The organism is Bradyrhizobium sp. A5 (assembly GCF_042076515.1).
Taxonomy (GTDB): Bacteria; Pseudomonadota; Alphaproteobacteria; order Rhizobiales; family Xanthobacteraceae; genus Bradyrhizobium; species Bradyrhizobium cosmicum.
This window is the reverse complement of record NZ_CP148990.1, coordinates 4,861,423-4,887,012: the sequence shown is the minus strand read 5'-3', so window position 1 is coordinate 4,887,012 and position 25,590 is coordinate 4,861,423. Positions and strand designations below refer to the sequence as shown.

At 63.7% G+C, this 25,590-nt stretch carries 23 protein-coding genes; 11 read left to right on the top strand and 12 right to left on the bottom strand.

Going from position 1 to position 25,590, the window contains the following annotated elements:
• Positions 1–73: 73 nt before the first annotated feature.
• Positions 74–571, bottom strand: coding sequence for a hypothetical protein (locus WHZ77_RS23380; RefSeq protein WP_375310100.1), 498 nt, complete (start codon positions 569–571; stop codon positions 74–76).
• A 463-nt stretch (positions 572–1,034) separates the two neighbouring features.
• Here WHZ77_RS23380 and WHZ77_RS23375 point away from each other — a divergent pair, with 463 nt between their 5' ends.
• From WHZ77_RS23375 to WHZ77_RS23345, 7 genes are all read left to right on the top strand, one after another.
• Complete coding sequence (locus WHZ77_RS23375) at positions 1,035–1,268, top strand: hypothetical protein (protein ID WP_015687467.1); 234 nt, start codon at positions 1,035–1,037, stop codon at positions 1,266–1,268.
• Between the two features lie 191 nt (positions 1,269–1,459).
• Positions 1,460–2,344, top strand: a complete 885-nt coding sequence (hpnC, locus tag WHZ77_RS23370) for a squalene synthase HpnC (protein ID WP_375310099.1) — start codon at positions 1,460–1,462, stop codon at positions 2,342–2,344.
• Positions 2,334–3,173 (top strand): presqualene diphosphate synthase HpnD, encoded by an 840-nt coding sequence (gene hpnD, locus WHZ77_RS23365; RefSeq protein WP_375310098.1) that lies wholly within the window; start codon positions 2,334–2,336, stop codon positions 3,171–3,173. Before hpnC ends, hpnD begins: the two co-directional genes overlap by 11 nt.
• Positions 3,173–4,441: a hydroxysqualene dehydroxylase HpnE gene (gene hpnE, locus WHZ77_RS23360; protein WP_375310097.1), complete on the top strand. Its 1,269-nt coding sequence runs from the start codon at positions 3,173–3,175 to the stop codon at positions 4,439–4,441. The genes hpnD and hpnE overlap by 1 nt, the downstream gene beginning before the upstream one ends.
• 64 nt (positions 4,442–4,505) lie before the next feature.
• Positions 4,506–6,488: a squalene--hopene cyclase gene (gene shc, locus WHZ77_RS23355; RefSeq protein ID WP_375310096.1), complete on the top strand. Its 1,983-nt coding sequence runs from the start codon at positions 4,506–4,508 to the stop codon at positions 6,486–6,488.
• Positions 6,485–7,234: a phosphorylase gene (locus WHZ77_RS23350; RefSeq protein WP_375310095.1), complete on the top strand. Its 750-nt coding sequence runs from the start codon at positions 6,485–6,487 to the stop codon at positions 7,232–7,234. Before shc ends, WHZ77_RS23350 begins: the two co-directional genes overlap by 4 nt.
• A gap of 162 nt (positions 7,235–7,396) precedes the next feature.
• Positions 7,397–7,720 carry a hypothetical protein gene (locus WHZ77_RS23345; RefSeq protein WP_375310094.1) on the top strand — a complete coding sequence of 108 codons (324 nt, stop codon included), beginning with the start codon at positions 7,397–7,399 and terminating at the stop codon, positions 7,718–7,720.
• Between the two features lie 30 nt (positions 7,721–7,750).
• Here WHZ77_RS23345 and WHZ77_RS23340 read toward each other — a convergent pair whose 3' ends face one another.
• The 3 genes from WHZ77_RS23340 to ispH all read right to left on the bottom strand — a co-directional run bounded on the left by WHZ77_RS23340 (position 7,751) and on the right by ispH (position 11,576).
• On the bottom strand, positions 7,751–8,587 hold the full coding sequence (locus tag WHZ77_RS23340; RefSeq protein ID WP_375310093.1) for an outer membrane protein: 837 nt from the start codon (positions 8,585–8,587) through the stop codon (positions 7,751–7,753).
• Between the two features lie 865 nt (positions 8,588–9,452).
• Positions 9,453–10,613, bottom strand: coding sequence for an adenosyl-hopene transferase HpnH (gene hpnH / locus WHZ77_RS23335; protein ID WP_375310092.1), 1,161 nt, complete (start codon positions 10,611–10,613; stop codon positions 9,453–9,455).
• 36 nt (positions 10,614–10,649) lie between these two features.
• Positions 10,650–11,576, bottom strand: coding sequence for a 4-hydroxy-3-methylbut-2-enyl diphosphate reductase (ispH, locus tag WHZ77_RS23330; RefSeq protein WP_375310091.1), 927 nt, complete (start codon positions 11,574–11,576; stop codon positions 10,650–10,652).
• A 463-nt stretch (positions 11,577–12,039) separates the two neighbouring features.
• On the opposite strand from ispH, the gene WHZ77_RS23325 reads away from it, so the two are divergent.
• On the top strand, positions 12,040–14,628 hold the full coding sequence (locus WHZ77_RS23325; RefSeq protein WP_375310090.1) for an MMPL family transporter: 2,589 nt from the start codon (positions 12,040–12,042) through the stop codon (positions 14,626–14,628).
• On the opposite strand, the gene WHZ77_RS23320 is transcribed toward WHZ77_RS23325, so the two are convergent.
• Complete coding sequence (locus tag WHZ77_RS23320; RefSeq protein ID WP_375310089.1) at positions 14,596–15,222, bottom strand: DUF2147 domain-containing protein; 627 nt, start codon at positions 15,220–15,222, stop codon at positions 14,596–14,598. The genes WHZ77_RS23325 and WHZ77_RS23320 overlap by 33 nt on opposite strands.
• Before the next feature lie 141 nt (positions 15,223–15,363).
• On the opposite strand from WHZ77_RS23320, the gene hpnO reads away from it, so the two are divergent.
• Together hpnO and WHZ77_RS23310 are read left to right on the top strand one after the other, a co-directional pair.
• On the top strand, positions 15,364–16,755 hold the full coding sequence (hpnO, locus tag WHZ77_RS23315) for an aminobacteriohopanetriol synthase HpnO (protein WP_375310088.1): 1,392 nt from the start codon (positions 15,364–15,366) through the stop codon (positions 16,753–16,755).
• A 53-nt stretch (positions 16,756–16,808) separates the two neighbouring features.
• Positions 16,809–17,120 carry a hypothetical protein gene (locus WHZ77_RS23310; RefSeq protein ID WP_375310087.1) on the top strand — a complete coding sequence of 104 codons (312 nt, stop codon included), beginning with the start codon at positions 16,809–16,811 and terminating at the stop codon, positions 17,118–17,120.
• Between the two features lie 19 nt (positions 17,121–17,139).
• Here WHZ77_RS23310 and WHZ77_RS23305 read toward each other — a convergent pair whose 3' ends face one another.
• The 6 genes from WHZ77_RS23305 to WHZ77_RS23280 form a co-directional block, all read right to left on the bottom strand.
• Positions 17,140–17,904, bottom strand: a complete 765-nt coding sequence (locus tag WHZ77_RS23305) for an anti-sigma factor family protein (RefSeq protein WP_375310086.1) — start codon at positions 17,902–17,904, stop codon at positions 17,140–17,142.
• Positions 17,901–18,449 carry a sigma-70 family RNA polymerase sigma factor gene (locus WHZ77_RS23300; RefSeq protein ID WP_375310085.1) on the bottom strand — a complete coding sequence of 183 codons (549 nt, stop codon included), beginning with the start codon at positions 18,447–18,449 and terminating at the stop codon, positions 17,901–17,903. Before WHZ77_RS23300 ends, WHZ77_RS23305 begins: the two co-directional genes overlap by 4 nt.
• Positions 18,450–18,591: 142 nt before the next feature.
• Complete coding sequence (locus WHZ77_RS23295) at positions 18,592–18,915, bottom strand: cupredoxin family copper-binding protein (protein ID WP_375310084.1); 324 nt, start codon at positions 18,913–18,915, stop codon at positions 18,592–18,594.
• Positions 18,916–18,928: 13 nt separating this feature from the next.
• Positions 18,929–19,873, bottom strand: coding sequence for a metallophosphoesterase family protein (locus WHZ77_RS23290; RefSeq protein WP_375310083.1), 945 nt, complete (start codon positions 19,871–19,873; stop codon positions 18,929–18,931).
• Positions 19,874–19,965: 92 nt separating this feature from the next.
• Positions 19,966–20,847, bottom strand: coding sequence for an alpha/beta fold hydrolase (locus tag WHZ77_RS23285; protein ID WP_375310082.1), 882 nt, complete (start codon positions 20,845–20,847; stop codon positions 19,966–19,968).
• A 12-nt stretch (positions 20,848–20,859) separates the two neighbouring features.
• Positions 20,860–22,479 carry a GMC family oxidoreductase gene (locus WHZ77_RS23280; protein WP_375310081.1) on the bottom strand — a complete coding sequence of 540 codons (1,620 nt, stop codon included), beginning with the start codon at positions 22,477–22,479 and terminating at the stop codon, positions 20,860–20,862.
• Between the two features lie 174 nt (positions 22,480–22,653).
• On the opposite strand from WHZ77_RS23280, the gene WHZ77_RS23275 reads away from it, so the two are divergent.
• Complete coding sequence (locus WHZ77_RS23275; protein ID WP_375310080.1) at positions 22,654–23,826, top strand: M20 aminoacylase family protein; 1,173 nt, start codon at positions 22,654–22,656, stop codon at positions 23,824–23,826.
• A gap of 74 nt (positions 23,827–23,900) precedes the next feature.
• Here WHZ77_RS23275 and WHZ77_RS23270 read toward each other — a convergent pair whose 3' ends face one another.
• Positions 23,901–25,529: an inorganic phosphate transporter gene (locus WHZ77_RS23270; protein ID WP_375310079.1), complete on the bottom strand. Its 1,629-nt coding sequence runs from the start codon at positions 25,527–25,529 to the stop codon at positions 23,901–23,903.
• Positions 25,530–25,590 lie beyond the last annotated feature (61 nt).

Below are 25,590 nucleotides of genomic sequence, written 5' to 3'. Positions count from 1 at the left end.
TGCAATGAAAAACCCCCGGTTCGCGCGAACCGGGGGTTTTTCATGAGGTGAATATTTGAAATACGACGGGCGATCAGCCCTTCGTCATCGTGATGTTGACGCCGCGGATCTCGCCCTTGGAGCTGATCTGCACGGTCTGCTTGCTACCGTTGGTGCGGAGCGACAAATTGGCGGCGAAGCCGTTGGCCTCGACGAACACCTCGATCTGGCCGCCGCCGGCGGTGCCCTGCAGATTGCCGAAGATGTTGCGGCTGGACTCGCTCCAGTTGCCGGAGATGCGGTCGCCCTGGCTGGTCACATCGCTGGTGAGGTTGAACTTGTAGCTGTCGCTGGCACAGTTCAGGGCCTGCTTGAGGTTGAGACCGCTGCCGGCGACCTTATAGTCGGCCTTGCAGCGGATACGCTCGGTGGAACCGTCGGACAGCGACACCGTGCCGGTGCCGGTCCAAGCGCCGTCGAAACCGGCGAACGGCCCGGACGACTGAGCATGGCTTGCAGAGACTGAAAAGAGCAGCGCAGCCCCGATGCCGGCCGCCTTGATCGCCTGTCCAGATCGTCCAAAGAATTGCATTTTGAATATCCCATTTTCGAACGATGTTCGCTGACTGTCGAGAACGTCTCGCCACATCGAAAGTTTAGTGTTCCGAGCCTGTGTCAGGTTCAAAGCCTGACCGCCAGAGATGGCGGTTCACCACGCCCCCTGCAACAGGCTCCGATCCTGCAACGCCCAGTGTTTCGATGTGTTTCCGCCAAAAAAGACCGGTCGAGAGATGCAGCTCTGCAACAGGTGCGCAGCAAAACGCGGCGCTCCAGAATTATGACGTAGTATCAATCTCTTACATCTGCCAATGAAACGTGGGGGAGGGCCTGGTTTGGTGAGCGCGGCGCCAATTTGGCCGCATTTACCAGCGCTTGTGCCTTCTCCGAATGCCGTGCTTTCCGCGGCGAACTTGCCACCAGAACGATCCGTTCCGGCCGTCCGCCCTGTGCTGCCCGGGATCGGTGCGCTTCTGCCGTCAGAACGAAGGAATACAATGCGTAAGCTTCTCGTCGCTCTCACCCTGCTGTCGGCATCCCTTTCCACGGCAGCTTTCGCCCAGGCAGGACGCGGCACGGACGCCGAACAGAAGGCCTGCACGCGCGATGTGCAGAAGTTCTGCCGTCCGGTCATCGACCAGGGCGATTTCACCATCCTGGCCTGCCTCAAGGAAAACCGGCCCAAGATCTCGCAGGCCTGCGACCAGGTCCTGAAGAGCCACAACCAGTAAGCTCGGCCGCTGGCCCACAAAAGGCGGACCCCGGGCTGCCTTTTCGGGTCCGATCGGCGCGGGCTGCCATCGACAGACAGGATTGGTTTTGCGGCCGTATTCCCCTATATGGGGGCCGCGGCGGCATCGCCGGCATGAGCCCGCGCGAGCGAAAAGCCCTTCCTGTCCAAACGATTGTTGACCAGCCCTCGATGACCTCTGCGAGCGAATTGCGATCCGGCAAGGGTGACCGCGACGAGAATTTTCCCGTCGCGTCCTGGATCATTCATCCGCGTCATCGTGCGCTGATCCTGGCGTACTATAATTTCGTCCGCACCGCCGACGACATCGCCGATCACGCCACGCTGCCGCCCGACCAGAAGCTCGCCTATCTCGACCTGCTCGAGGCGGAGTTGCTCGGCAACGGCGACACCCAGGCTGAAGCCGTCATGCTGCGGCGTGCAATGGCCGAGCGCGGCATGGCGCCCCGCCATGCGCTCGACGTGCTGATCGCGTTCCGCATGGACGTGACCAAGCTGCGCTACGAGACCTGGGACGAGGTCATCCACTATTGCCGCTATTCGGCAATGCCGGTCGGCCGCTTCATGCTCGACGTCCATGGCGAGAGCACCTCGACCTGGGCCGCGTCGGACGCACTCTGCGCAGGCCTCCAGATCAACAACCATCTGCAGGATTGCGGCAAGGATTTCCGCGAGCTCAACCGCGTCTACCTGCCGCGCGATGCGCTGGCCGCGAGCGGCGCCTCGGTCGAGCAGCTTGGCCTGACGCAGTCGCCGCCGGCGATGCTGGCCTGTCTTCAGGCGCTCGCGTTACGCAACGAAGCGCTGCTCGACGAGGGCAGGTCGCTGGCTGCGGAGATCCGGGATGTCCGCCTCGGCATCGACGTCGCGGTGATCCAGGCCTATGCCGACCGTATCGTGCGCCTGTTGAAGGTGCGTGATCCCCTGCGTGAGCGCGTGCATCTGAACAAGTTCGAGCTTCTCACCTTCAGCCTTGCCGGGATGATCGGCGAAGTCGGCCGCCGTGCGATCGGACGCAAGGCCATTTCCAGACCGGGGACTGCACATGACGCTTGAGGCGACCTCGCCCGGCGCCAATTATGGCTCGACCGCATCGAACAGCTCCTTCTACGCTGCGATGCGCATCCTGCCGCGCGACCAGCGCGAGGCGATGTTCCAGATCTACAGCTTCTGCCGCCAGGTCGACGACATCGCCGATTCCGACGGCCCGCGCGACGAGCGGCTCGCCGCGCTTCAGGAGTGGCGAAACGACATCGATGCGCTCTATCAGGGCCATCCGCCGCCGCGCCTTGCCGACTACATCGGCTCGGTGAAGACGTTCGGGCTGAAGCGGGAGGATTTCCTCGCCATCGTCGACGGCATGGAGATGGACGTGCCGCAGGACATCCGCGCGCCCGACATGGCGACGCTCGATCTTTACTGCGATCGCGTCGCCAGCGCCGTGGGACGATTGTCGGTGCGGGTGTTTGGCCTGCCTGAAGAGGACGGCATCCTGCTCGCCCATCATCTCGGCCGCGCGCTCCAGCTCACCAATATCCTGCGCGACATCGACGAGGACGCTGGCCTCGGCCGGCTCTATCTGCCGCGTGAGGCGCTGCTGCATGCCGGCATCACCTCCAACGATCCGAACCGCGTGATCGTCGAGCGCGCGCTGGCGAAGGTCTGCCTGCCGCTGGCACAGCGTGCGAAGACGCATTTCGAGCAGTCGGACGAGATCATGAACCGCAACAAGCGCCGCGCGGTGCGCGCGCCGCGGATCATGTCGAAATACTATCACGCCATTCTGGATCTGCTGATCGCGCGCGGCTTCAACGCGCCGCGCGAGCCGGTGCGTGTGTCGAAGATCACACGCATGCTGATCCTGCTTCGTTACGCTTTCATCTGATGCAAAACACAGCTCACATCATCGGTGCCGGAATTTCCGGCCTCTCCGCCGCCGTGCGGCTCGCCAATGGCGGCTACAAGGTCGCCGTGCACGAGGCGACGCAGCAGGCCGGCGGCCGCTGCCGTTCCTATTTCGACGGCGCCACGAATCTCACCATCGACAACGGCAATCATCTGCTGCTGTCGGGCAACAGCCACGCGCGCGCCTACGCACGTTCGATCGGCACCGAGGCCGGCCTCGTCGGTCCCGAAAGCGCGCAGTTTCCCTTTGTCGACATGACGACCGGGCAGCGCTGGCAGATCGATCTCGGCAAAGGCCGGCTGCCGACCTGGGTGCTCGACGAGAGCCGCCGCGTTCCCGACACCGGGCTCACCGATTATCTCAAGCTGGCGCCGCTGATCTGGGCGTCGGAGCAGACACTGGTCGGCAAGTCGATTCCTACCGAAGGCGTCCTCTATCAGCGCCTGGTGCAGCCGCTGCTGCTGGCGGCGCTCAACGTCGATCCGCCCGAGGGTTCGGCGGGGCTTGCCGGCGCGATCGTGCGCGAGACATTGCTTGCCGGCGGGCAGGCGTGCCGCCCGCTGATCGCCCGCGAGGGGCTCAGCACCGTGCTGATCGAGCCTGCGGTGAAATTTCTGCAGGAGCGGGGCCACACCGTTCAGCTCGGCCATGAGCTGCGTTCGTTCGCGACCACCGACGGCAAGGTCGGCGCGCTGAACTTTGGCGGCGAGGATGTGATCCAGGTCGGTGAGGGCGACGTCGTCGTGATGGCGGTGCCGCCGCGCGCCGCCTCCAGCCTGCTGCCGGGCCTGAAGACGCCGACCGAATTCCGCGCCATCGTGAATGCGCATTTCCGCTTTGAGCCGCCGCAGGGTTCGCCGCCGATCCTCGGCGTCATCGGCAGCATCGTGGAATGGCTGTTCGCTTTCCCGAACCGCCTCTCCGTGACCATCAGCAATGGCGATCGGCTGGTCGATATGCCGCGCGAGGAACTCGCGCAGGCGATCTGGAACGACGTCTGCAAGGCGGGCGGGATTTCCGGCGACGTGCCGCCGCCGTTGCCTCCCTGGCAGATCGTGCGCGAGCGCCGGGCTACTTTCGCCGCCACGCCGGCCCAGAATGCCCTGCGTCCGGGGCCGGTCACCGCGCTGAAAAACCTGTTCCTCGCCGGCGACTGGACTGCTACGGGATTGCCTGCAACCATCGAGGGATCGGTCCGGTCCGGTGATCGCGCCGCCGATCTGGTTTTGGCCGCCAAGGGATACTGACGAGCGGCCCTGACGGGCAAATGTCCCGGTCAATTTCAATCGACTATCGGAGCAATCGAGCGAGATGGATTCCGTGAACGCGACCAGCCGCGAAGCACAAGAATCGAGGATCTTGGAATCGAAGGTCCTGGAATCGAGCATTGCGTCGGCGACGCAAGGCGTCATCGGTTTCCAGCAACCGGACGGCCATTGGGTGTTCGAGCTCGAGGCCGACTGCACGATTCCGGCCGAGTACATCCTGCTGCGCCATTACCTCGCCGAGCCCGTCGATACCGTGCTCGAAGCCAAGATCGGCAACTATCTGCGCCGCGTCCAGGGCGCCCATGGCGGCTGGCCGCTGGTGCATGACGGCGAGTTCGACATGAGCGCCAGCGTGAAGGCCTATTTCGCGCTGAAGATGATCGGCGATTCCGTCGACGCGCCGCACATGGTGCGCGCGCGTGAGGCGATGCACGCCCGCGGCGGCGCCATCAACAGCAACGTCTTCACGCGCTTCATGCTGGCGATGTTCGGCGTCGTGACCTGGCGTGCGGTGCCGGTGCTGCCGATCGAGATCGTGCTGCTGCCGTTCTGGTCGCCGTTCCACCTTAACAAGATCTCCTACTGGGCGCGCACCACGATGGTGCCGCTGATGGTTCTCGCTGCGCTCAAGCCGCGCGCGAAGAATCCGAAGGGCGTCGGCATCGACGAATTGTTTCTCCAGGATCCGCGCTCGATCGGCATGACGGCGAAGGCGCCGCACCAGAGCATGGCCTGGTTCGTGCTGTTCCGCGCGCTCGACGGGATTTTGCGCGTGGTCGAGCCGATGTTTCCGAAGAGCCTGCGCAAGCGCGCGATCGATGCAGCGCTTGCCTTCACCGAGGAGCGACTGAACGGCGAGGACGGCATGGGCGCGATCTATCCGCCCATGGCCAACATCGTCATGATGTATGACGCGCTCGGCAAGGACGAGAATTTCCCGCCGCGCGCCATCACGCGCCGGGGCATCGACAAGCTGCTGGTGATCAACGACGACGAGGCTTACTGCCAGCCCTGCGTCTCGCCGGTGTGGGACACGACCTTGACCGCCCACGCATTGCTGGAAGCCGGAGGTGACAAGGCGGTGCCTGCGGCGAGGCAAGGCCTCGACTGGCTGATCCCGAAGCAGGAGCTCGAGGTCAAGGGCGACTGGGCCGTGAAGCGGCCCGACGTGCGCCCGGGCGGCTGGGCCTTCCAGTACAACAATGCCCATTATCCTGATCTCGACGACACCGCTGTCGTGGTGATGTCGATGGACCGCATGCGCCGGGAGCACGGTGTGGCCGGCTATGACGCCGCGATCGACCGCGGCCGGGAGTGGATCGAGGGCATGCAGAGCGACGATGGCGGCTGGGCAGCCTTCGACGTCAACAACCTCGAATATTATCTGAACAACATCCCGTTCTCGGACCATGGCGCGCTGCTCGACCCGCCGACCGAGGACGTCACCGCCCGCTGCATCTCGATGCTGGCTCAGCTCGGCGAGACTGAGAAGACCAGCAAGCACGTGGCCGCCGGAATCGCCTACCTCAGGAAGACCCAGCACCCCGAGGGCTCCTGGTACGGCCGCTGGGGCATGAACTTCATCTACGGTACCTGGTCGGTGCTGTGCGCCCTCAACATGGCCGGAATCCGCCACGACGACCCCATGATGCGCAAGGCCGCCGCCTGGCTGGCCTCGATCCAGAACAAGGACGGCGGCTGGGGCGAGGACGCCGTCAGCTACCGGCTGGACTACAGGGGCTGGGAAGCCGCCCCCTCGACCGCCTCGCAAACGGCATGGGCCTTGCTTGCCCTGATGGCAGCTGGCGAGGTTGATCACCCGGCCGTCGCCCGCGGGGTGGAGTACCTGATTGCAACACAGAACAAAAAAGGACTGTGGGACGAGCAGCGGTACACCGCCACAGGCTTTCCTCGTGTATTCTACCTTCGATATCATGGTTACCCAAAGTTCTTCCCGCTGTGGGCGTTGGCGCGGTATCGGAACTTGCGGAACACCAACAGCAGGGTGGTAGGGGTCGGAATGTGACTTTGGGGACGGGGGACTATTTGACCGCGGGCAATGCCATTGATCCGCGGCCCATCTTGATTGTGACCGGACTGGTTCAGGAGGCCCGCATCGCGGCCGGGCCCGGAATGGCGGTCATTTGCTCGTCGAGCAGCCCGACCCAGTTGCGGGCGCTCCTGACGGTGCTCGATCCCAATACGATTCGCGGCGTGATCTCGTTCGGCGTGGCCGGCGGGCTCGACCCGAAGCTGCGCTCCGGCGACGTCGTGCTGGCGACCGAAGTGCTCTCCGGCGATGCTCGCTGGGCCGCCGGCCTGTCGCTCGGCGACGACCTGATCGACCGCCTGACGTCGGGCCGCCGCCGCGTGGTGCGCGGCAGCCTCGCCGGCGCCGAGGAAGTGGTCACCGGGCGCTCCGGCAAGGCGGCGCTGCATTCGGAGACCGGGGCCTCCGCCGTCGACATGGAAAGCCACATCGCGGCCGCCTACGCCGCCGAGGCCGGCTTGCCGTTCGCCGCGGTCCGCGTCATCAGCGATCCCGCCCATCGCGCGCTGCCGGCGCTCGCCCGCGCCGCCATCAAGCCGAACGGCCAGATCGACCTCGCCGCTGTCCTGCGTGGCATCGTCCGCAATCCGGCCACGCTGCATGCGCTGGTCTCCACCGGCATCGACTTCAACCGCGCACTGCGTAGCCTGCGCGGCTGCCGCGATTTCCTGATCGGGACGGAACTGATCGAGAGCGAGCCGATGGTGTCGAAGGCGGCCTGAGCGACGTCTTCGATCCGACAAAAGAAGAGGCCCGGTCGCCATTGGTGTCCGGGCCTTTTTCGTCCGTGCTGCTGTTCTCGCTTACGCGGCGGTCGAGAGGTCGCGGCGGCCTCGTCCTTGCGAATCTCCGACAGGCGATTCTGCAGGTCCGCCGATCTTCAAATGTACGTCGATTTCATCGCCGATCAGGCTACGAAGGTTGATGCCTTCCGCAACGTGCTGGAGCCGCGGCATGTGATTGTGCCACGGCTGCTTGGCGGCGGAGACACGGAGATTCGCGAGAATTGCGCGCTACTCATGGTCGATGCCGATCTGCGCGTCCAGCAAATCAAGCTGGTTGTGAAGGAGTTGGGCCTCGTTCCCGAGCCAGTCCGGCTTATCGACGTAGCCATGGCGGCAATGGGCAATGGTTCGGACGCACGTCCGCCTCGGATGGCTCGAACAGCGCGCAGCCACCAGCGCTGCCAACAAAAAGCCCGGCGCTGAGGCCGGGCTTTGAATTCATCAATGAAGAAATCAGAAGTGATAGTTCGCGCCGACGCGAACAACATGAAAGTCCAGATCACTGAAGTGCGTGCCGATGGTCGAAGGCGTCGTGCCGGCAACCGCAGGCGCGGTTGACGTGATGTTGCTGCTTCCGAGATTGACGTAGAGATACTCGGCCTTCAAGGAAACATTTCGCCAGGCGGCATACTCAAATCCGCCACCCACCGCGTATCCGGTCAAGATTTTGGTCGTTGGTCCTGTGTAGCAGGCTGCCGAAGCCGCGCAGACAGCGCTCACGCCCGCGCCCCCGGCGACGGCGGTGAAACCGATTGTGTTGCTGAGAATAGAATCTTCGCGGACCGATCCGTAGGCGAAGCCGCCCGTACCGTAGACGAGGAGCTTGTTGGTCGCGAGCAATCCGGCGCGCGCGCGAAGCGTTCCGAACCATTCGACATTCTGTTGCGCTTCGATCTGACCCGGTCGCCCAATAACCGCGTAAGGAGACGCCGCTGATCCCTTGATGTCGCTGCCCTGAAAATCCGCCTCAAAACCAATCAACCAGTTCGGCGATACCTGCCAATTGTAACCAGCCTGCGCGCCGCCGAGAACACCTTTGACATCGTAGGCGACCGGCGATGCGGCAGTACCGACGTTTCCAATGATCGAATTGGAGACAACGTCATTCGCAGTAAAGGTCGCAACCGGATCATTGAACCCATAGCCAACGTTGAGGCCGGCATAGAAGCCGGTCCAGCTTGCGACAGCGGCCATCGTTGGCGCTTTCGTATAGTTGGAAGCAGCCATGTCGGCAGCCGATGCGGACGTGGCCGCCAGCGCTGCGAACGCGGCGAAAGCAATTCTTTTCAATTTAGTATCCTGAGGTTGGCTGGCGCTGTGGTCGCCGAGAGTAGACCATCGCAGACGCGGAAATGCTGTCCCTGCTGAGCCACAGTAGCGGCAGTTCGCACAGCCTGTGGTTGGTCGCTGGCGTCAGGTTCGCCCATCGGATGGGACTACGGCGACGTATTGCGATATTACCAATGCAGTCCGGCACTGAAGATCATCTAGCCCGCCTCCGCGACCGCGGGGGTGGTGGAGCTAAAGTGAGTTCGCAATCAACGAATCGCTTTGACCGCGATGAGGCGAAGATGATGCATGGCGGGATTGATCTGCTGCATTCCAACAACTGCGTTGTGGTGATTAGTCGGTGGATTCAATACGGCGCGGGAGTGGCTCTGAGCGACGTGTCACCAGCGCGATGACGGCGTTGTATCGAGAAGCCATTTCGTCATCGAATAGCCCGATCGAGATCGCGGCGTGTCTGAACTGCGCCAAGCAGGCACGATGGCATAGTGCCACTGTTTTGCCCGACGCGTCAAACGGATTTCGTAAAATTCGAATTCGCGCGGACTCTGAATCGCGTTGGCTGGCGGCGTGTCTGGCTGCGAAAATAACCCGTGCTGCGATGCTCGCCGGTTTGCGGCTGATTTGATCGATGCATCAATGGTTTGACGGAGCTGGTCCTGTGTCGGCCAGCGATCGTGGTTCTACTGTGTATGGGGTTGTTTTTCCATTTTTTTTGCAGGAGGGCTCCCGGGCTGGCCAAGCAAGGGAGGACAGCGAGCGTAGCCTCCGCAAAGCCTCCGGCCTCTCGAAGGTGCTTGCGCCGAAAAAGAAAAGGCCCGGTCGCGATGGCGACCGGGCCTTTTTCGTTCGTGACTTGCGTGCGCGCTTACGCCGCCGTCGAAGCCTTCCGCGCGGCCTTCTCCTGCGCAGCCTCGGCTTCGTCCTTGCGGATCTCCGACAGGCGCTTCTGCACCTCCGCCGAGAAGATGTACTGCGCCGGACGCTGCTTGGTCATGTCGATCTCGGGCGCCATCGGACCCGTGGTCCTGATGCCGCGCAGCGACACCCACATCGCCTTCAGCGGGTTGTTGAACGCCGCGGTCGCCGCCGTTGGCTCATAGCCGCAATGGGCCATGCAGTCGGCGCACTTCTCGTACTTGCCGGTGCCGTAGGTCTCCCAGTCGGTGGTGTCCATCAGCTCCTTGAAGGTCTTGGCGTAGCCTTCACCGAGCAGGTAGCAGGGCTTCTGCCAGCCGAAGATGTTGCGCGCGGGCATGCCCCACGGGGTGCACTCGTATTCCTGGTTGCCGGCAAGGAAGTCCAGGAACAGGCTGGAATGCATGAAATTCCACTTCTTGCCCTTGCCCATCGCGAAGACGTCGCGGAACAGCTTCTTGGTCTTGGTGCGGTTGAGGAAGTGCTCCTGGTCCGGCGCACGCTCATAGGCGTAGCCCGGCGACATCGAGACGCCGACACCGAGCTCGACGGTGAGGTCGAGGAATTTCGCGATCTCCTCGGCCGGATGGCCGTCGAAGATGGTGGCGTTGACGTTGACGGTGAAGCCGCGCGCCTTGGCTGCCTTGATCGCGGAGACGGCGCGGTCGAACACGCCCTTCTGCGACACGGCCTTGTCGTGATGCTCCTTCAGGCCGTCCAAATGCACAGAGAAGAACAGATACGGGGAGGGCTCGAACAGGTCGAGCTTCTTCTCGAGCAGCAGCGCGTTGGTGCAGAGCGAGACGAACTTCTTGCGCGCGACGAGGCCGCGCACAATTTCGCCGATCTCCTTGTGGATCAGCGGCTCGCCGCCGGGAATGGCGACCATCGGCGCGCCGCACTCGTCGGCCGCGTCCCAGCACTCCTGCGCCGTCATGCGGCGGTTGAGGATCGCATCCGGATAATCGATCTTGCCGCAGCCGACGCAGGCGAGGTTGCAGCGAAACAGCGGCTCCAGCATCAGCACGAGCGGATAGCGTTTGCGGCCAAGCATTTTCTGCTTGAGCAAATAGCCGCCGATACGCATTTCCTTGAAGAAGGGGATAGCCATTACAAAGTTTCTTTCTGGGCTTGGAATTCGGGTGGGTCAGCTCGCAGCCAATTGGGCCGGAAGCCGGAATTCGATGTTTTCCTCGCGACCCGGCAGTACCGAGACCTTGACCGGTCCGATCCGCCGCATCGCTTCGATCACGTCATCCACGAGCACCTCGGGCGCCGAAGCGCCGGCCGTGACGCCGACGGTCCGGGCATCTTTCAACCATTCCGGATTGAGCTTGCTGCCGTCGGCAATCAAATAACTCGCGACGCCGGCCTCAGTGCCGATTTCGCGGAGCCGGTTCGAGTTCGAACTGTTGGCAGCGCCCACCACCAGGATCACGTCGACCAGCTTGCTCAAGTCCCTTACCGCAGATTGGCGGTTCTGTGTCGCATAGCAGATATCCCGGATATCGGGGCCTTGAATATCTGTAAAGCGGGCCTGGAGGGCCGCAATAATGTCCTTGGTGTCGTCCACCGACAAGGTGGTCTGGGTGATGTAGGCCACTGGCGTATCTGCCGGCAGGGTCAGGGCGTTAACCTCTTCAACGCTTTGAACCAGCAACACGGGGGCGGGAACCTGGCCCATCGTGCCCTCGACCTCGGGGTGGCCGGCATGCCCGATCAGGATCAGGGTGCAGCCCCTCGCGATGTAGCGCTTCCCCTGATTGTGAACTTTCGTGACCAGGGGGCAGGTGGCATTGAGCACCGGAAGGTCCCGCGCGGCGGCCTCTTCCTCGACGCTGCGGGCGACGCCATGGGCGCTGAAAACGGTCACAGCCTTCGGCGGAACCTCGGACAGCTCCTCGACGAAGATCGCGCCTTTGTTCTTCAGGCTCTCGACCACGTACTTGTTGTGGACGATCTCATGGCGCACGTAGACGGGCGGGCCGTACTTCTCCAGCGCCCGTTCCACGATCTCGATCGCGCGCACCACGCCTGCGCAAAAGCCGCGCGGCTGCGCCAGATAAACTTCCATAGGACGTCCATCACGCAAGTTGCACCAATCCGCTTCTCAGGTCCCCGGCGGCACCCCGATACTGCCCAATGAGCTGCAATAACCGCACCATTGGTTTCGCACACACGGTAACCACCCACCCCAACTGGGCCAGCGCATGCAGGCACAGCAATTTGTGTCAAAAAATCGGCAGAAAGGAAAGGTGGAATGAAACCCGGGTTCCGTTCCGGCTCGATTTGGTGGTGTTATAGTACAGACCCTGCTGTGGGCAAAATGGCGACATTTGTGCTCATCCCTTCGCCACTTTGCCGCCTCAACTTCCCGGCTATACCGACCGCCCCGCAATGATTTTTTCATGGCTTCCCGCCGTTTACCTCGAACCTTGTTCCGGCGAATGCCACTCAAAACAGCAATAGGTTTCGCCGGGGAACTCCGATAAACAGCGGGCGTTTCCGGCAAGCTGTTAACAGCAGAAAGAAAAGAAGTGCTGCAAAGCGTCGTCGTTGCCATCGTCAGGGTCTGCACCCGATTTGCCCCCCTCGTCGTCGTTCTCGGTCTCCTGCTGTCGGTGGGGGCCGGCTATTACACATCGCAGCACTTCGCCATCAACACCGACATCAATTCGCTGATTGCCCAAAATCTGGACTGGCGCCAGCGCGACCAGCAATTCGACCGCGCCTTCGACCGCGACGCGACGATTCTCGCGGTCGTCGAGGCAAGGACGCCCGAAATGGCGACCGCGGCGTCGGATGCGCTCTTCGCCAAGCTGAAGGACAACAAGACCGACTTCCAGTCGATGCAACAACTCGGCACCGGCGAGTTCTTCGAGAAGAACGGTCTGCTTTTCCTGCCGACTGACGAGGTCGCCAAGACCACGAGCCAGTTCGAGTCCGCGGCGCCCCTGATCGAGATCATGGCGGGCGACCCCTCGATCCGCGGCCTGACCGGCGCGCTGGAAACGGGACTTGCCGGCGTCAAGCGCGGCCAGGTCAAGCTCGACAACACCGCGCGGCCCTTCAACCAGATCGCGCAGACGGTGGAGACGGTGCTCAACAAGGGCAACGCGAGCTTCTCCTGGCGCGAGCTCGTCAGCGACGAGCCGCTGTCGGATTCTGACAAACGCGCATTCATCGAGTTCAAGCCGATCCTCGACTACAACGCGCTGGAGCCCGGCAAGGGCGCCACCGATGCGATTCGCAAGGCTGCGGTCGATTTGGATTTCGCGACCAAATATCAGGCGCGGGTGCGGCTGACGGGCCCGGTCCCGATTGCCAACGAGGAGTACGCTACCGTCCAGGAAGGCGCCGTCGTCAACGGCGTCGGCACGGTTCTCGTCGTGCTGCTGATCCTGTGGATGGCGCTGCATTCGTCGAAGATCATCTTCGCAGTATTCGTCAATCTCTTCGTCGGCCTTGCGCTGACGACCGCTGCCGGCCTGATGATGGTCGGCTCGTTCAACTTGCTGTCGATCGCGTTCGCCGTGCTGTTCGTGGGACTGGGCGTCGATTTCGGTATCCAGTACAGCGTCCGCTACCGCTCGGAGCGCTACAAGCACAATGATCTCTCCGGCGCGCTGGTGCTAGCAGCCAAGCGCTCCGCGGTGCCGCTGTCGCTGGCAGCGATGGCGACCGCGGCCGGCTTCCTCTGTTTCCTGCCGACCGATTACAAGGGCATCTCGGAGCTCGGCCAGATCGCCGGCGTCGGCATGCTGGTGGCGTTCCTCTCCAGCATCACGGTACTGCCCGCGATGCTGAAGCTGTTGAACCCGCCCGGTGAGCAGGAACCGGTCGGCTACGCCTTCCTGGCGCCGCTCGATCACTTCCTGGAGAACCACCGCGTTCTGGTTGTCGGTGGCACGCTGCTGCTGGCGGTGGCCGGCCTGCCGCTGCTCTACTTCCTGAAGTTCGACTTCAACCCGATGAACCTGCGCAACCCGAAGGCGGAATCGATCGCGACCTTCCTCGACCTGCGCAAGGATCCGAACACCGGCGCCAATGCCATCAACGTGATGACCACGTCGGAAGAGCAGGCGAGGCAGGTCGAGGCGAAGCTGGAGAAGGTGCCGGAGGTGCTGCGAGTGATGTCGCTCGACAGCTTCGTGCCTGAAGACCAGCAGCCGAAGCTGAAGCTGATCGCGCAGGGCGCCAAGGTGCTGAACCCTGCGCTCAATCCTGACCAGGTCGACGCAGCGCCGACGGACAAGGAAAACGTCGATTCGCTGAAGTCCTCGGTCGACAATCTGCGCCGGACCGCGGGTGACGACAAGGGCCCCGGCGCGGTCGCCTCGCGCCGGCTGGCGGATGCGCTTCAGAAGCTCGCCGATGGCGACGAGGCCACGCGCAACAAGGCGCAGGACGTGTTCGTCACGCCGCTGAAGATCGTGTTCGACCAGCTCAGGAACGCGATGCAGGCCGGGCCGGTCACTCTAAACTCACTGCCCCCCGAACTCGTCAGCGCCTGGAAGAGCAAGGACGGCATCATTCGCGTCGAGGCGCAGCCGAAGGGCGATCCCAACGACAACGACACGCTGCGCAAATTTGCGGCGGCAGTGCTCATTGCCGAGCCGACCGCGATCGGCGGACCGGTCTCGATCCTTAAATCCGGCGACACCGTGGTGAAGGCATTCATCCACGCCGGCATCTACGCGCTGCTGGTGATCGGCCTTCTGCTGTGGATCACGCTGCGGCGGTTCGTCGACGTGCTGATGACGCTGGTGCCGCTGCTGGTTGCGGGCGCGGTGACGCTCGAGATCTGCGTGTTGATCGGCCTGCCGCTCAACTTCGCCAATATCGTCGCCTTCCCGCTGCTGCTCGGCGTCGGCGTCGCCTTCAAGATCTACTATGTCGTGGCGTGGCGCTCGGGCAGAACAAACCTGCTTCAGACCAGCCTGACGCGTGCGATCTTTTTCAGTGCGTTGACCACGGCGACGGCGTTCGGCAGCCTGTGGCTGTCGAGCCATCCCGGCACGTCCAGCATGGGCAAGCTGCTCGCGCTCTCGCTGGTGACGACGCTTGCCGCGGTGTTGCTGTTTCAGCCGGCCCTAATGGGCAAACCCCGCAATCTCAGGGAGTAGGCAGATGTCGCCGACCGGGTCGGCGGCGCTTTTCTGACCGGGCTTGGCCGCAGTGGCGGCCTTCGGGGCCGCGGGGGCAGGCGCCGCTGCGGCGACCGTCGTGCCTGCAGCTTTTGGAGCTGTGCCGGGCTTGGGCGCGCCCTTGGCCATAGCGTTCGAGGGGCTCAAGGGAATCGGCGGACCGACCCGGGTCCAGGTCTCGCCGCCGCAGAGAAAGCCCATCACGCAGCCCTTGATTTCGAGCTGGTCGGCCCCGGCCGGCGTGATGGTCGCGCTGTAGAGCTGGCCGTCTTTCGCATTGTAGACCTGCCCCTCCCACTGATCGATGCCGGGCTTCTTCTTCATGTCGATCAGGGTCGCCATGCCGAGCGTAGGCCTGTTCTTTTTTGATGCATCTGGATTGTATTCGTCGCGTCCGCCGGGCTGCTTTTCCCAGGAAACCGCGCCCCACATGCTGCCATTGCATTGGGCAACGCGGATGTTGGCGACGCCGTCGGCGACCCGCCAGTCGCCGGTGGGATCGGCGGCAAGCGCAGGTGTCAGGCAGGCGTAACCGCCTGCCAGTAATATTCCGGTGTAAAGGGCCAAACGCATGATAGTTCCTCGGCAGTGCAACATGGTCTAAAGCTGTGCTTGCGAAGATGGTCCGAAAAAGGGCAAAAGGCCGCACAGACCGTTTTCAGTTACTCACCGTTTTCAGTTGACGAGACGGTCCTCAATCGAAGTATGTAGCGGATGCAAAGCCAAAATCCAGACATGTCTCAGCTATTCGCGGACCGTCAGGCCCAGCGCAGCGCCCTGCATAACCGGTATCTGAACGAGCAGTTCGTTCGGGTTCTCAAGACCATCGGTTACGACGTCGGCTTCCAGAAGGGGCAGGGGCAGTACCTCTACGATCGCGACGGCGCCCGCTATCTCGACCTGTTGTCCGGCTTTGGCGTGTTTGCGATCGGGCGCAATCATCCCGTCATGCGCGAGGCGCTCAAGAGCGTGCTCGATGCCGACCTGCCCAATCTCGTCCAGTTCGACGTCTCGGTGCTCGCCGGCGTGCTCGCCGAACGGCTCCTGAAGTACGTCCCCTATCTCGACAAGGCGTTCTTCGCCAATTCCGGCGCCGAATGCGTCGAAGCGGCGATCAAGTTCGCGCGAGGCGCGACCGGCCGCCCCGGCATCGTCTATTGCGCGCATGGCTATCACGGCCTGACCTATGGCGCGCTGTCGCTGACGGGTGATTCGAATTTCCGCACCGGCTTCGAGCCGCTGCTGCCGGGCTGCACCTCGATCCCGTTCAACGATCTCGCCGCGCTCGAAAAGGCCCTGGCCTCGCGCGAGGTCGCGGCCTTCGTCGTCGAGCCGATCCAGGGCAAGGGTGTCAACATGCCCACCGACGAGTTCCTGCCCGGCGCGGCCGCGCTCTGCAAGAAATACGGCACGCTGTTCGTCGCCGACGAGATCCAGACCGGCATGGGCCGCACCGGCCGCTTCCTCGCGGTCGAGCACTGGAACGTCGAGCCCGACATGGTGCTGCTGTCGAAGTCGCTGTCCGGAGGACACGTGCCGGTCGGCGCCGTGCTGACGCGCAAGAGCATCTTCGACAAGATTTTTAATCAGATGGATCGCGCGGTGGTGCACGGCTCCACCTTCTCGAAAAACGACCTCGCGATGGCCGCGGGCATTGCCACGCTCGACGTCATGGAGTCCGAGAAGCTGATCGAGTCCGCCGCCAAGCGTGGCGCCGAGCTGCGCCTCGCGCTGACGCGCATGGTGCCCGGCTACGAGCTGATGAAGGAAGTGCGCGGCAAGGGCCTGATGATCGGCGTCGAGTTTGGGCCGCCGAAGTCGCTTCGGCTGCGCGCGTCCTGGAACGTGCTCGAGGCTGCCAACAAGGGTCTGTTCTGTCAGCTCATCACCGTGCCGCTGTTCAAGGATCACAAGATCCTCACGCAAGTCGCCGGCCACGGCAGCCACACCATCAAGCTCTTGCCGCCGCTCACGATCACCGAAGAAGACTGCAGCTGGATTGAGAAGGCGTTCGACGACGTCATCGCCGGCAGCCACAAGGTCCCCGGTGCGATCTGGTCGCTCGGCAAGACGCTGGTCGACAACGCGGTGCGGCGGTCAGCGTAAGAGCGCTCCGTAGCGTCGGCCACGTATCTGCTGGCCAGGCGTGAGATATCGTCATGCGATCGGCAATTGTTCTTGTTTCGCTTCTGCTGTTTCTGACATTTGTACTGTCCGGCGCTCGTGCATGGCTCAGCTACAACAGCTACAGAGAGCTGATGCCTAAGCCCCTCGTGTCCGGGCCGCTTACGACTATACGTGTCTCCATGCGTGCGATGCATGATCCGGACGATCCCGACGTGTCCGAAGAGTGCTTGGCGCACCTTAAGAGCTTCAAGATTGCGGCGCTGGTCGCCGCCACGACATGGATCGTCATGGGACTATTTGTCGTGGCAGTGAGAGCATTTGACCTTCAACGATTTCTCGATTGAGTTTGACCGCAGAAATAATCTACCCCTCCACATTCGCCTTCATCGCCGCCTCGAACTTGTCGACGAATTCGGCGAGCTCGTCGCCCCCGATATCACTGACGGCCCAGAAGTTCAGGCCGCGCTCGCCCCAGCGGCGACAGTTGAAGCCCTGCATGGTCTGGGTCTTCGGCGGCCGGTGTTCGGTGCTCGTGGTCTGCGATACGAACAAATTGATCACGTGCTGCCGGCGCTTGTAGACGACCGCGCCGATGGCGCGCGCGTCGATATAGTCGAGCCGGCCGCCGACCAGCGTAAAGCCTTGCGCGGTGAGATCGATCACGGGCGGAGCGACGTCGAGCTTGCCGTTGAACCAGGGCTTGACGGTGTGCTGGTCGGTGGAAACCACGTCGATGAGGTGGCCGGCCTGGAGCGAGCGCAGATGCGCGGACACGACTTCCGAGAGAATGCGCTGCTGGTCGTCCTGGCGCAGCACAACCGCGACGACGCCCGAAGCGGCGAGCGCGGAGACCGCCGAGCCCATCGCAAAGCCGCGCAGTACGGAGCGGCGGGTCGGCTGGCGTTGCTGCTTTGGCAGCGAAGCCTCGATCCGGGTGCGCAGGCCTGCCGGCGCGCTGTAGCGCAGATTGGTGTCGGCGAGCACGCGCTGCATCTCGCGTTGTGCGGCGAACTCCGCGGCGCAGGCCGGGCAGCTGGCGATGTGGGCCTCGACCTCGCGCGCGTGGCTGGCATCGAGCTCGTTGTCGAGCAGCGCGTGAAGCAGGATCTTTGCTTCGTCGCAGGTCATCTTGCTTGCTCCTCTTCCGCCGTCCAGGCCGCGCGCAGCATGGCGCGGGCCCGGGCGAGGCGGGACATCACGGTGCCGACGGGCACGCCGGCGGCCTCGGCGATTTCACGATAGGACAGGTTGTTGATCTCCCGCAGCACGAATGTTTCCTTGAACGGCTCGGCGAGCGCGTCGATCAACTTGCGGATCGCGCCGGCATCGCGGCTGCGCAGCACCTCGGTTTCCGGGCTCGCCTCGCTCTCCTGCCATATCGGCGTCTGCTCGGCGGCGCCGGGCGTGTCCTCGATCGCACTGGGCCTGTGTGCGCGCCGGGCATATTCTGCGTTGCAGACGTTACGCAGGATCGCGAACAGCCAGGGCTTCATCGCCGGCCCGCGGTAGCTGTCGAAATGCTTCAGCGCGCGCAGATAGCATTCCTGCACTGCATCCTCGGCATCGGAGGCGTCGCGCAGCAGATAGCGCGCGAGCGTGTAGACGTCGTCGAGATAGGGCAGCGCCGCCTCGCGGAAGCGCTGTGCCTTCTGCAGATCGTCGATGGCGGGCATCGCTCCTCGCTTTGCCTCTAGTTCTGCGCGTCGCGTTGCTTCGTCCCTATTCGTCTTGTCCGCCTGTGTGACCGAGGGCACACGAGCCCGGCCGGCGTGGGACCACCGGCCGGGCAAGACGTTGATGCCTTGGTTGGACATGTTACTCAACCTTGATCATCCCCGTCATGTGCGGGTGCAACGAACAAAAATATCTGTAGTCGCCCGCATTGGTGAAGGTGAACGAGAACTTGTCGTCGGTGTCCAGGGTCTTGGATCTGAACTTGCCAGCCGACACCACGGTGTGCGGAATGTCGTCCCGATTGGTCCAGGTCACGGTGGTGCCGACCTTGACCGTGAGCTCGGCCGGCTTGAAAACGAAATTGTCGATATGCACGTCCATGTCGTCGGCGCGGGCATGTGTTGCGGGCAACAGGATGGCCGCGGCCACAGCGACACCGAAGTCGCGGCGATTGAGTATCTTCATTGTCAATTTCCGTTCAGCCTTGCAGCGGCGTGTCGATGATCGCGAGCCGCTGCTCGTTCTGCTTGAAGTTGATGCTGGCGACGCCGAGCATGGCGCGGAGCCTGGCGTCCTCGACCTTCATCGGTCCTGGCGAGGGAGCGGTGCCCGGTGCCGGCTGCGGGAAGGCGGTCGAGCGCGCGGTGTGGAAGGTGACGTTGCCCTCGACCTTCTGCATCACCTGGTGAATGTGGCCGTTCAGGACGGTGACCGAGCCAAAGCCCTTGACGTATTCGAGCGCGCGGCCGCCGTCCTCGGTGCCCCAGCCCCATTCGGGATAGACGGTCCAGAGCGGGATGTGGGCGAACAGCACGATCGGTGTCGATTTCGACTTGCCGCGCAGATCGTCCTCGAGCCAGGCGAGCTGCTCGGTGCCGAGATTGCCGAGCCCGCCGGCCTTGAGGTCGACGACGTTGACGAGGCCGACGAAGTGCACGCCGCCGGCATCGAAGGAATACCAGCCCGCACCCTTGGTGCCGCGACCGTAGCGCTCGCGATAGAACTTCACGTCCTCGTCGAGGAAGTCATGTTCGCCGGGCACGTAGTGCACGTCGAGCTTGCTCTGCGAGATGATGCGCTCTGCATTGTCGAACTCGGCGGCCTTCGACAGGTGCGTGATGTCGCCGGTGTGGATCATGAAGGACGGCTTGGCCGCCATCGCGTTGATCTTGTTGACAGCTTCCTCCAGCGTGCCGAGCGCGTTGGGATTGGCCGGCTTGTCGAAGCCGACATGGCTGTCGCTGATCTGGAGGAAGGTCATGCCTGATACGGCCGCGGTCGCGGCTTGCGCGGAATCGATGATGCCGAGCGAGCGCGGCACGCCGCCTGTGATGGTCCAGAGCACCCCGGTGCCGGCCCAGGTCATGCACTCCAGCACCTTGCGGCGGCTGACGCCGTCCTCGCCGTGATCGTGTCCGCTCATCGCGCAGCTCCTCTCGCCCGGAATTGGGCTTCGGGGAGGTGATTGGAGGAGGGAGGGACTTATTCCCGGTTGTGATGACGTTTTCGTGAGATCTAACCTGCGAACTTTCTCACGGCTTCCACGACCTTCTCGGGCACTTCCTGCGCCACGCAGTGCCCGGCGCCCTCGAAGACCATCGTGCTGACGCACGGAATCAGCGACACGGCCCGTCGCGCCATCTCCTGGTAGATCGGCCCCGACTTCGCGGCGGTCGTGACGCGGACCGGGCAATCGATCCCGGCGAGCCCGCCAAACGGATTGCCGCGGGAATCACCGGCATAGACCTGCTCCATCGCCTCGTAGATCGGACGCAGGATCGCCGACTCGATCTCGGGGGTGCAGCAGAGCCGAACGCGACCATTGTCGAGCGGGACGAAGCCGTGGCGTACATAGGCGCGCAGCGACGTCTCGGTCCAATCCGCAAATGCCGGAGCGGTGCGGTAGCGCTCGAACACGGCGTCGGCATTGTCGAATTCGGCGCGTCGGCGCAGCGTGCCCTCGACGCGCACGAGGGATTCGTCGTTCAGTCCTCCGGAACGTGCCGCGCGCGGGTCCATGACCGTTGGCTCCATCACGAACAGGCGCGTGAAACGTCCCGGCAGAAGTTGTGCCGCAAGCAGAAGATCGGTTGCACCGGCGCTGTGGCCGATGCCGTAGACGTCGCGCAGCTCAAGCGTATCGATCACCCGGCAGACATCCTCGGCATAGTCGAGGAAATGATAGGCGCCGGGCTTGTGGCTGGCGCCGTGGCCGCGGCGGTCCAGTGCATAGACGGTGTAGGTCGAGGCGAGATCGCGCGCGACCTCGTCCCAGACATCGGCGACGAAGCCGGTGCCGTGCACGAGGAGCGCGGGTGGTTTGCCACTCTCGCCCCATTGCAGCATGGCGATCTCCGCGTCGGCGGGGCCGATTGAAAAGCGGTGTGGTTTGATCATGGCGGCGGGACGCTAGTTCGCATCCTCCAGAATCATCGTCGCGCCTTTCTCGGCGATCATTGCGGTCGGTGTGTTGGTGTTGCCCGAGGTGATCGTCGGCATGATGGACGCGTCGACGATGCGAAGGCCGCCGAGGCCGTAGAAGCGCAGGCGCTCGTCGACCACCGCCATCGGATCGTTCGCCGTGCCCATCTTCGCGGTGCCGACGGGATGGAAGATGGTGGTGCCGATATCGCCGGCGGCCTTGGCGAGCGAGGCGTCGTCGTCGCCGACGGTGGGGCCGGGCAGATATTCGCTCGGGCGATATTTTGCCAGCGCCTGCTGCTGCATCAGGCGGCGGGTGGTGCGGATGGCGTCGGCGCCGACCTGGCGGTCGTCATCGGTCGACAGATAGTTCGGCGCGATGATCGGCTTTTCATCAGGGCTCGCCGAACGCAGCCGCACGGTGCCGCGCGAGGTTGGCTGGAGATTGCAGGCGCTCACTGTGATCGCGGGGAAGCGGTGCAGCGGATCGCCGAACTTGTCGAGCGACAGCGGCTGCACGTGGAACTGGATATTGGCGCGCGCGCGCGTCGCATCGGAGCGGGTGAAGATGCCGAGTTGCGACGGCGCCATCGTCAGCGGCCCACGGCGGCGGAACGCATAGTCGAGCCCCATCATGCCGCGGCGGAACAGATTGTAATAGGTCTCGTTCAGCGTGCGCACGCCCTCGACCTTGTAGATCGCGCGCTGCTGGAGATGGTCCTGCAGATTGCGTCCGACGCCGGGCTTGTCCATGACGATGTCGACGCCGAGCGGCGACAGCCAGTCGGCGGGCCCGATGCCGGAGCGGTGCAGCACCTGCACCGAGCCGATCGAGCCTGCCGAGAGCACCACCTCGCGTTTGGCGCGCGCCTCGAGGATCTCGCCGTTCTGGATGAAGCGCACGCCGACGGCGCGGCCCTGCTCGATGATGAGGCGGTCGACCAGCACGTGCTTCTCGAGCCGCAGGTTCGCCCGGTTCAGCGCCGGCTTGAGGAAGCCGCGCGCCGACGACCAGCGCCGGCCGCGCTTCTGGTTGACGTGGAAATAGCTCGTGCCTTCGTTGTCGCCGGTGTTGAAGTCCGGAATGCGCTTGATGCCCATCTCTTCCGCGGCATCGCCGACGGCATCAAGGACGTCCCACGACAGCCGCGGCGCCTCGATGCGCCAGCCGCCGCCACTGCCGTGATGCTCGCTCGCGCCGAGGAAGTGATCTTCCAGCCGCTTGAACAGCGGCAGCACGTCGTCATAGCCCCATCCAGTCATGCCGAGCTGGCGCCAGTGGTCGTAGTCGGCGGCCTGTCCGCGCATCGAGATCATGGCGTTGATCGCCGAGCAGCCGCCGATGACCTTGCCGCGGGGATAGGCGAGCGCGCGGCCGTTCAGGCCCGGCTCGGCCTCGGTCTTAAACATCCAGTCCGAGCGTGGATTGCCGATCGCGAAGAGATAGCCGACCGGGATGTGAAACCAGATCCAGTTGTCATCGCCGCCGGCTTCGAGGATGAGAACGCGGTTTCCTGGTACGGCCGAGAGCCGGTTGGCGAGGATACAGCCGGCTGTGCCGGCTCCGACGACGATATAGTCAAACTCACCTTCGAGCCGCCTTGGCATTCTGTTTCCACCCGGATGGTCACTTAACGTTCCATCCTAATAGGCAGACGCGGCGGGTCGGGACAAGTCCGGCCATGCCGGGCGGGCAGGGCTAGGCCTCAGCTGGGCCGGTTGGGTGGACTCGCCCTTGCATGGTAGACAGTCCTGTATTTTCAACAAAGCTTGAGATCGTCCATGCCCATCGTGAACCGCGTCGCCGACCTTCAACCCGATATTCAGGCCTGGCGCCGGGACATCCACGAGCATCCAGAGCTGCTGTATGACGTCCACCGCACCGCAGCATTCGTGGCAGATCGGCTGCGCGAGTTCGGCTGCGATCAGGTCGTGACCGGACTCGGCCAGACCGGCGTGGTCGGAGTGATCAAGGGCAGCAAGCCGGCCGGCGAGGGGCTCAAGGTGATCGGCATGCGTGCCGACATGGACGCGCTGCCGGTCGACGAGCAGACCAACCTGCCTTACGCCTCCAAGACGCCCGGCAAGATGCACGCCTGCGGCCACGACGGCCACACCGCGATGCTGCTCGGCGCAGCCCGCTACCTCGCCGAGACCCGCAACTTTGCCGGCGATGCGGTGGTGATCTTCCAGCCGGCCGAGGAGGGCGGCGCCGGTGGCGCAGCCATGGTCAAGGACGGCCTGATGGAGCGTTTCGGCATCGAGCAGGTCTACGGCATGCACAACGGTCCCGGCATTCCGGTCGGCTCGTTCGCGATCCGGCCGGGCGCCATCATGGCGGCAACCGACGAGGTCGACATCAACATCGAAGGTCTCGGCGGCCATGCCGCGCGTCCGCACAAATGCGTCGATTCCGTGCTGGTCGGCGCGCAAGTGATCACCGCCTTGCAGTCGATCGTCGCGCGCAGCGTCGATCCGCTGGAATCGGCCGTGATCTCGATCTGCGAATTCCATGCCGGTAACGCCCGCAACGTCATTCCGCAGACCGCGACGTTGAGGGGCACCATCCGCACGCTGTCGCCGGAGGTGCGCAAGCTGGTCGAGAAGCGCGTGCGCGAAGTGGTGGCGGGCGTGGCGCAGATCACCGGCGCCAGGATCGATCTGCACTACAAGAACAACTATCCGGTCGTGATCAATCACGCTGCGGAGACCGAGGTCGCCAAGCGCATCGCGAAGCAAGTCGCGGGCGATGCCAATGTGCACGAGATGCCGCCGCTGATGGGCGCCGAAGATTTCGCCTATATGCTGGAAGCCCGGCCAGGCGCCTTCATCTTCTGCGGCAACGGCGACAGCGCCGGCCTGCATCACCCCGCCTACAATTTCAACGACGAGGCGATCGTGTTCGGCACGTCCTACTGGGTCAAGCTGGTCGAGGAACAGCTCGCGGCGTCGTAAGGCCGAATTCAAAGCGCAAATGAAAAAGGCCCGTGCATCGCACGGGCCTTTTGTCTTTGCGAGGATGTGATCGTTCAGAAGATCCGCGAGAAGATCACGTAGAGCGTCGCCGACAGCGCAATCGCGCAAGGCAGCGTCAGCACCCAGGCCATCAGCAGGTTGCGGATGGTCGCCATTTGCAGGCCCGAACCGTTCGCGGCCATGGTGCCGGCGACGCCTGAAGATAGTACGTGGGTTGTCGAGACCGGCAGGCCGAACACGTCGGCCGCGCCGATCGTGGCGGCGGCGACGAGCTCGGCGGAGGCGCCCTGCGCATAGGTGAGATGGGTCTTGCCGATCTTCTCTCCGACCGTGACCACGATACGCTTCCAGCCAATCATGGTGCCGAGGCCAAGCGCGATGGCGACCGCGATCTTCACCCAGGTCGGGATGAACTTCGTGGCGGCGTCGAGCGAGCCCTTGTAGGTGTTGAGCACCGCGACATCGTCTTTGCTGAGGTCGTTTTCCTTGTCCTTCATCAGGAAGCGGATGGCTTCCGAGGTCAGGTACATGTCGTTGCGGGTGTTGCCGACGGCTTCGGCCGGCACCTTGTTGAGCGAGCCATATTTGGCAACCTGGTCGCCGACGTCCTTCACCAGCACGGCGAGCGAGGGATAGGTGCCCTCGTTGAGCTTATGCAGCGCGATGTACTGCGTCACCGCCGGACGGGGATCGCCGATGATGCTGTGGCCGGCGCCCTTGGCCGCGATCACCTTGGCGGCGGCTTCCGAGGTCTTCTGGAACTGGGCGACCTGGGAGTCGGGCAGCGCGCGGTTGAGCGCGTAGGCGGTCGGCACGGTGCCGATCAGGATCAGCATGATCAGGCCCATGCCCTTCTGGCCGTCATTGGAGCCGTGGGCAAAGCTGACCCCGGTGCAGGTCGCGATCAGCAGGCCACGGATCCACAGCGGCGGCGCCTTGTTGCCTTCGGGGGCCGCATACAGGGCCGGGTTGCGCACGACGAACTTGAGCAGCAACAGCAGCGCGGCTGCGCAGACGAAGCCGAACAGCGGCGACAGCAGGAGCGCGTAGCCGATTTCGGTGGCCTTGCTCCAGTCGACGCCCGAGGTGCCGTCACGGCCGCGCATCACGGCGTTGGCAATGCCGACGCCGATGATCGAGCCGATCAGCGTGTGCGAGGAGGAGGCTGGCAGGCCGAAATACCAGGTGCCGAGATTCCACAGGATCGCGGCGATCAGCAGCGCGAACACCATCGCGAAGCCGGCGCTGGAGCCGACCTGGAGGATCAGCTCGACCGGCAGCAGCGAGACGATGCCGAAGGCGACAGCGCCGGAGGACAGCAGCACGCCGAGGAAATTGAAGAAGCCCGACCACATCACCGCGACTTCGGCCGGCAGCGAATGGGTGTAGATCACGGTCGCGACCGCATTGGCGGTGTCGTGGAAGCCGTTGACGAACTCGAAGCCGAGAGCGATCAGGAGCGCGACGAACAGCAGGATGTAGGGCAGGTAGGTCGTAACCTTTGCGCCGGTCGCGGTGACGTCGACATAGATGCTGTAGGCGACGAACAGCAGGCCCGCGGCGAGGATGCCGAAGAACAGGATCATCGTCAGCGGGTTGAAACCCTTGTCGAGATTGGGCCGGGAAGCCGGCTGGACAGGCGTCGGATCGCCTACCGCACGGTCGAATGCAACATCTGTCATTTTTGGACGCCCTTTGGCTTTTTTGAAGGGCTATTGTCCGCGATGGATTTGAAGGCTGGAT

Coding starts and splice junctions, on each gene's coding strand:
- WHZ77_RS23380 (WP_375310100.1), bottom strand. CDS start 571: ATGCAATTCTTTGGACGATCTGGACAGGCGATCAAGGCGGCCGGCATC.
- WHZ77_RS23375 (WP_015687467.1), top strand. CDS start 1,035: ATGCGTAAGCTTCTCGTCGCTCTCACCCTGCTGTCGGCATCCCTTTCC.
- hpnC (WP_375310099.1), top strand. CDS start 1,460: ATGACCTCTGCGAGCGAATTGCGATCCGGCAAGGGTGACCGCGACGAG.
- hpnD (WP_375310098.1), top strand. CDS start 2,334: ATGACGCTTGAGGCGACCTCGCCCGGCGCCAATTATGGCTCGACCGCA.
- hpnE (WP_375310097.1), top strand. CDS start 3,173: ATGCAAAACACAGCTCACATCATCGGTGCCGGAATTTCCGGCCTCTCC.
- shc (WP_375310096.1), top strand. CDS start 4,506: ATGGATTCCGTGAACGCGACCAGCCGCGAAGCACAAGAATCGAGGATC.
- WHZ77_RS23345 (WP_375310094.1), top strand. CDS start 7,397: ATGTACGTCGATTTCATCGCCGATCAGGCTACGAAGGTTGATGCCTTC.
- hpnH (WP_375310092.1), bottom strand. CDS start 10,613: ATGGCTATCCCCTTCTTCAAGGAAATGCGTATCGGCGGCTATTTGCTC.
- ispH (WP_375310091.1), bottom strand. CDS start 11,576: ATGGAAGTTTATCTGGCGCAGCCGCGCGGCTTTTGCGCAGGCGTGGTG.
- WHZ77_RS23320 (WP_375310089.1), bottom strand. CDS start 15,222: ATGCGTTTGGCCCTTTACACCGGAATATTACTGGCAGGCGGTTACGCC.
- hpnO (WP_375310088.1), top strand. CDS start 15,364: ATGCAAAGCCAAAATCCAGACATGTCTCAGCTATTCGCGGACCGTCAG.
- WHZ77_RS23310 (WP_375310087.1), top strand. CDS start 16,809: ATGCGATCGGCAATTGTTCTTGTTTCGCTTCTGCTGTTTCTGACATTT.
- WHZ77_RS23305 (WP_375310086.1), bottom strand. CDS start 17,904: ATGACCTGCGACGAAGCAAAGATCCTGCTTCACGCGCTGCTCGACAAC.
- WHZ77_RS23300 (WP_375310085.1), bottom strand. CDS start 18,449: ATGCCCGCCATCGACGATCTGCAGAAGGCACAGCGCTTCCGCGAGGCG.
- WHZ77_RS23295 (WP_375310084.1), bottom strand. CDS start 18,915: ATGAAGATACTCAATCGCCGCGACTTCGGTGTCGCTGTGGCCGCGGCC.
- WHZ77_RS23290 (WP_375310083.1), bottom strand. CDS start 19,873: ATGAGCGGACACGATCACGGCGAGGACGGCGTCAGCCGCCGCAAGGTG.
- WHZ77_RS23285 (WP_375310082.1), bottom strand. CDS start 20,847: ATGATCAAACCACACCGCTTTTCAATCGGCCCCGCCGACGCGGAGATC.
- WHZ77_RS23280 (WP_375310081.1), bottom strand. CDS start 22,479: ATGCCAAGGCGGCTCGAAGGTGAGTTTGACTATATCGTCGTCGGAGCC.
- WHZ77_RS23275 (WP_375310080.1), top strand. CDS start 22,654: ATGCCCATCGTGAACCGCGTCGCCGACCTTCAACCCGATATTCAGGCC.
- WHZ77_RS23270 (WP_375310079.1), bottom strand. CDS start 25,529: ATGACAGATGTTGCATTCGACCGTGCGGTAGGCGATCCGACGCCTGTC.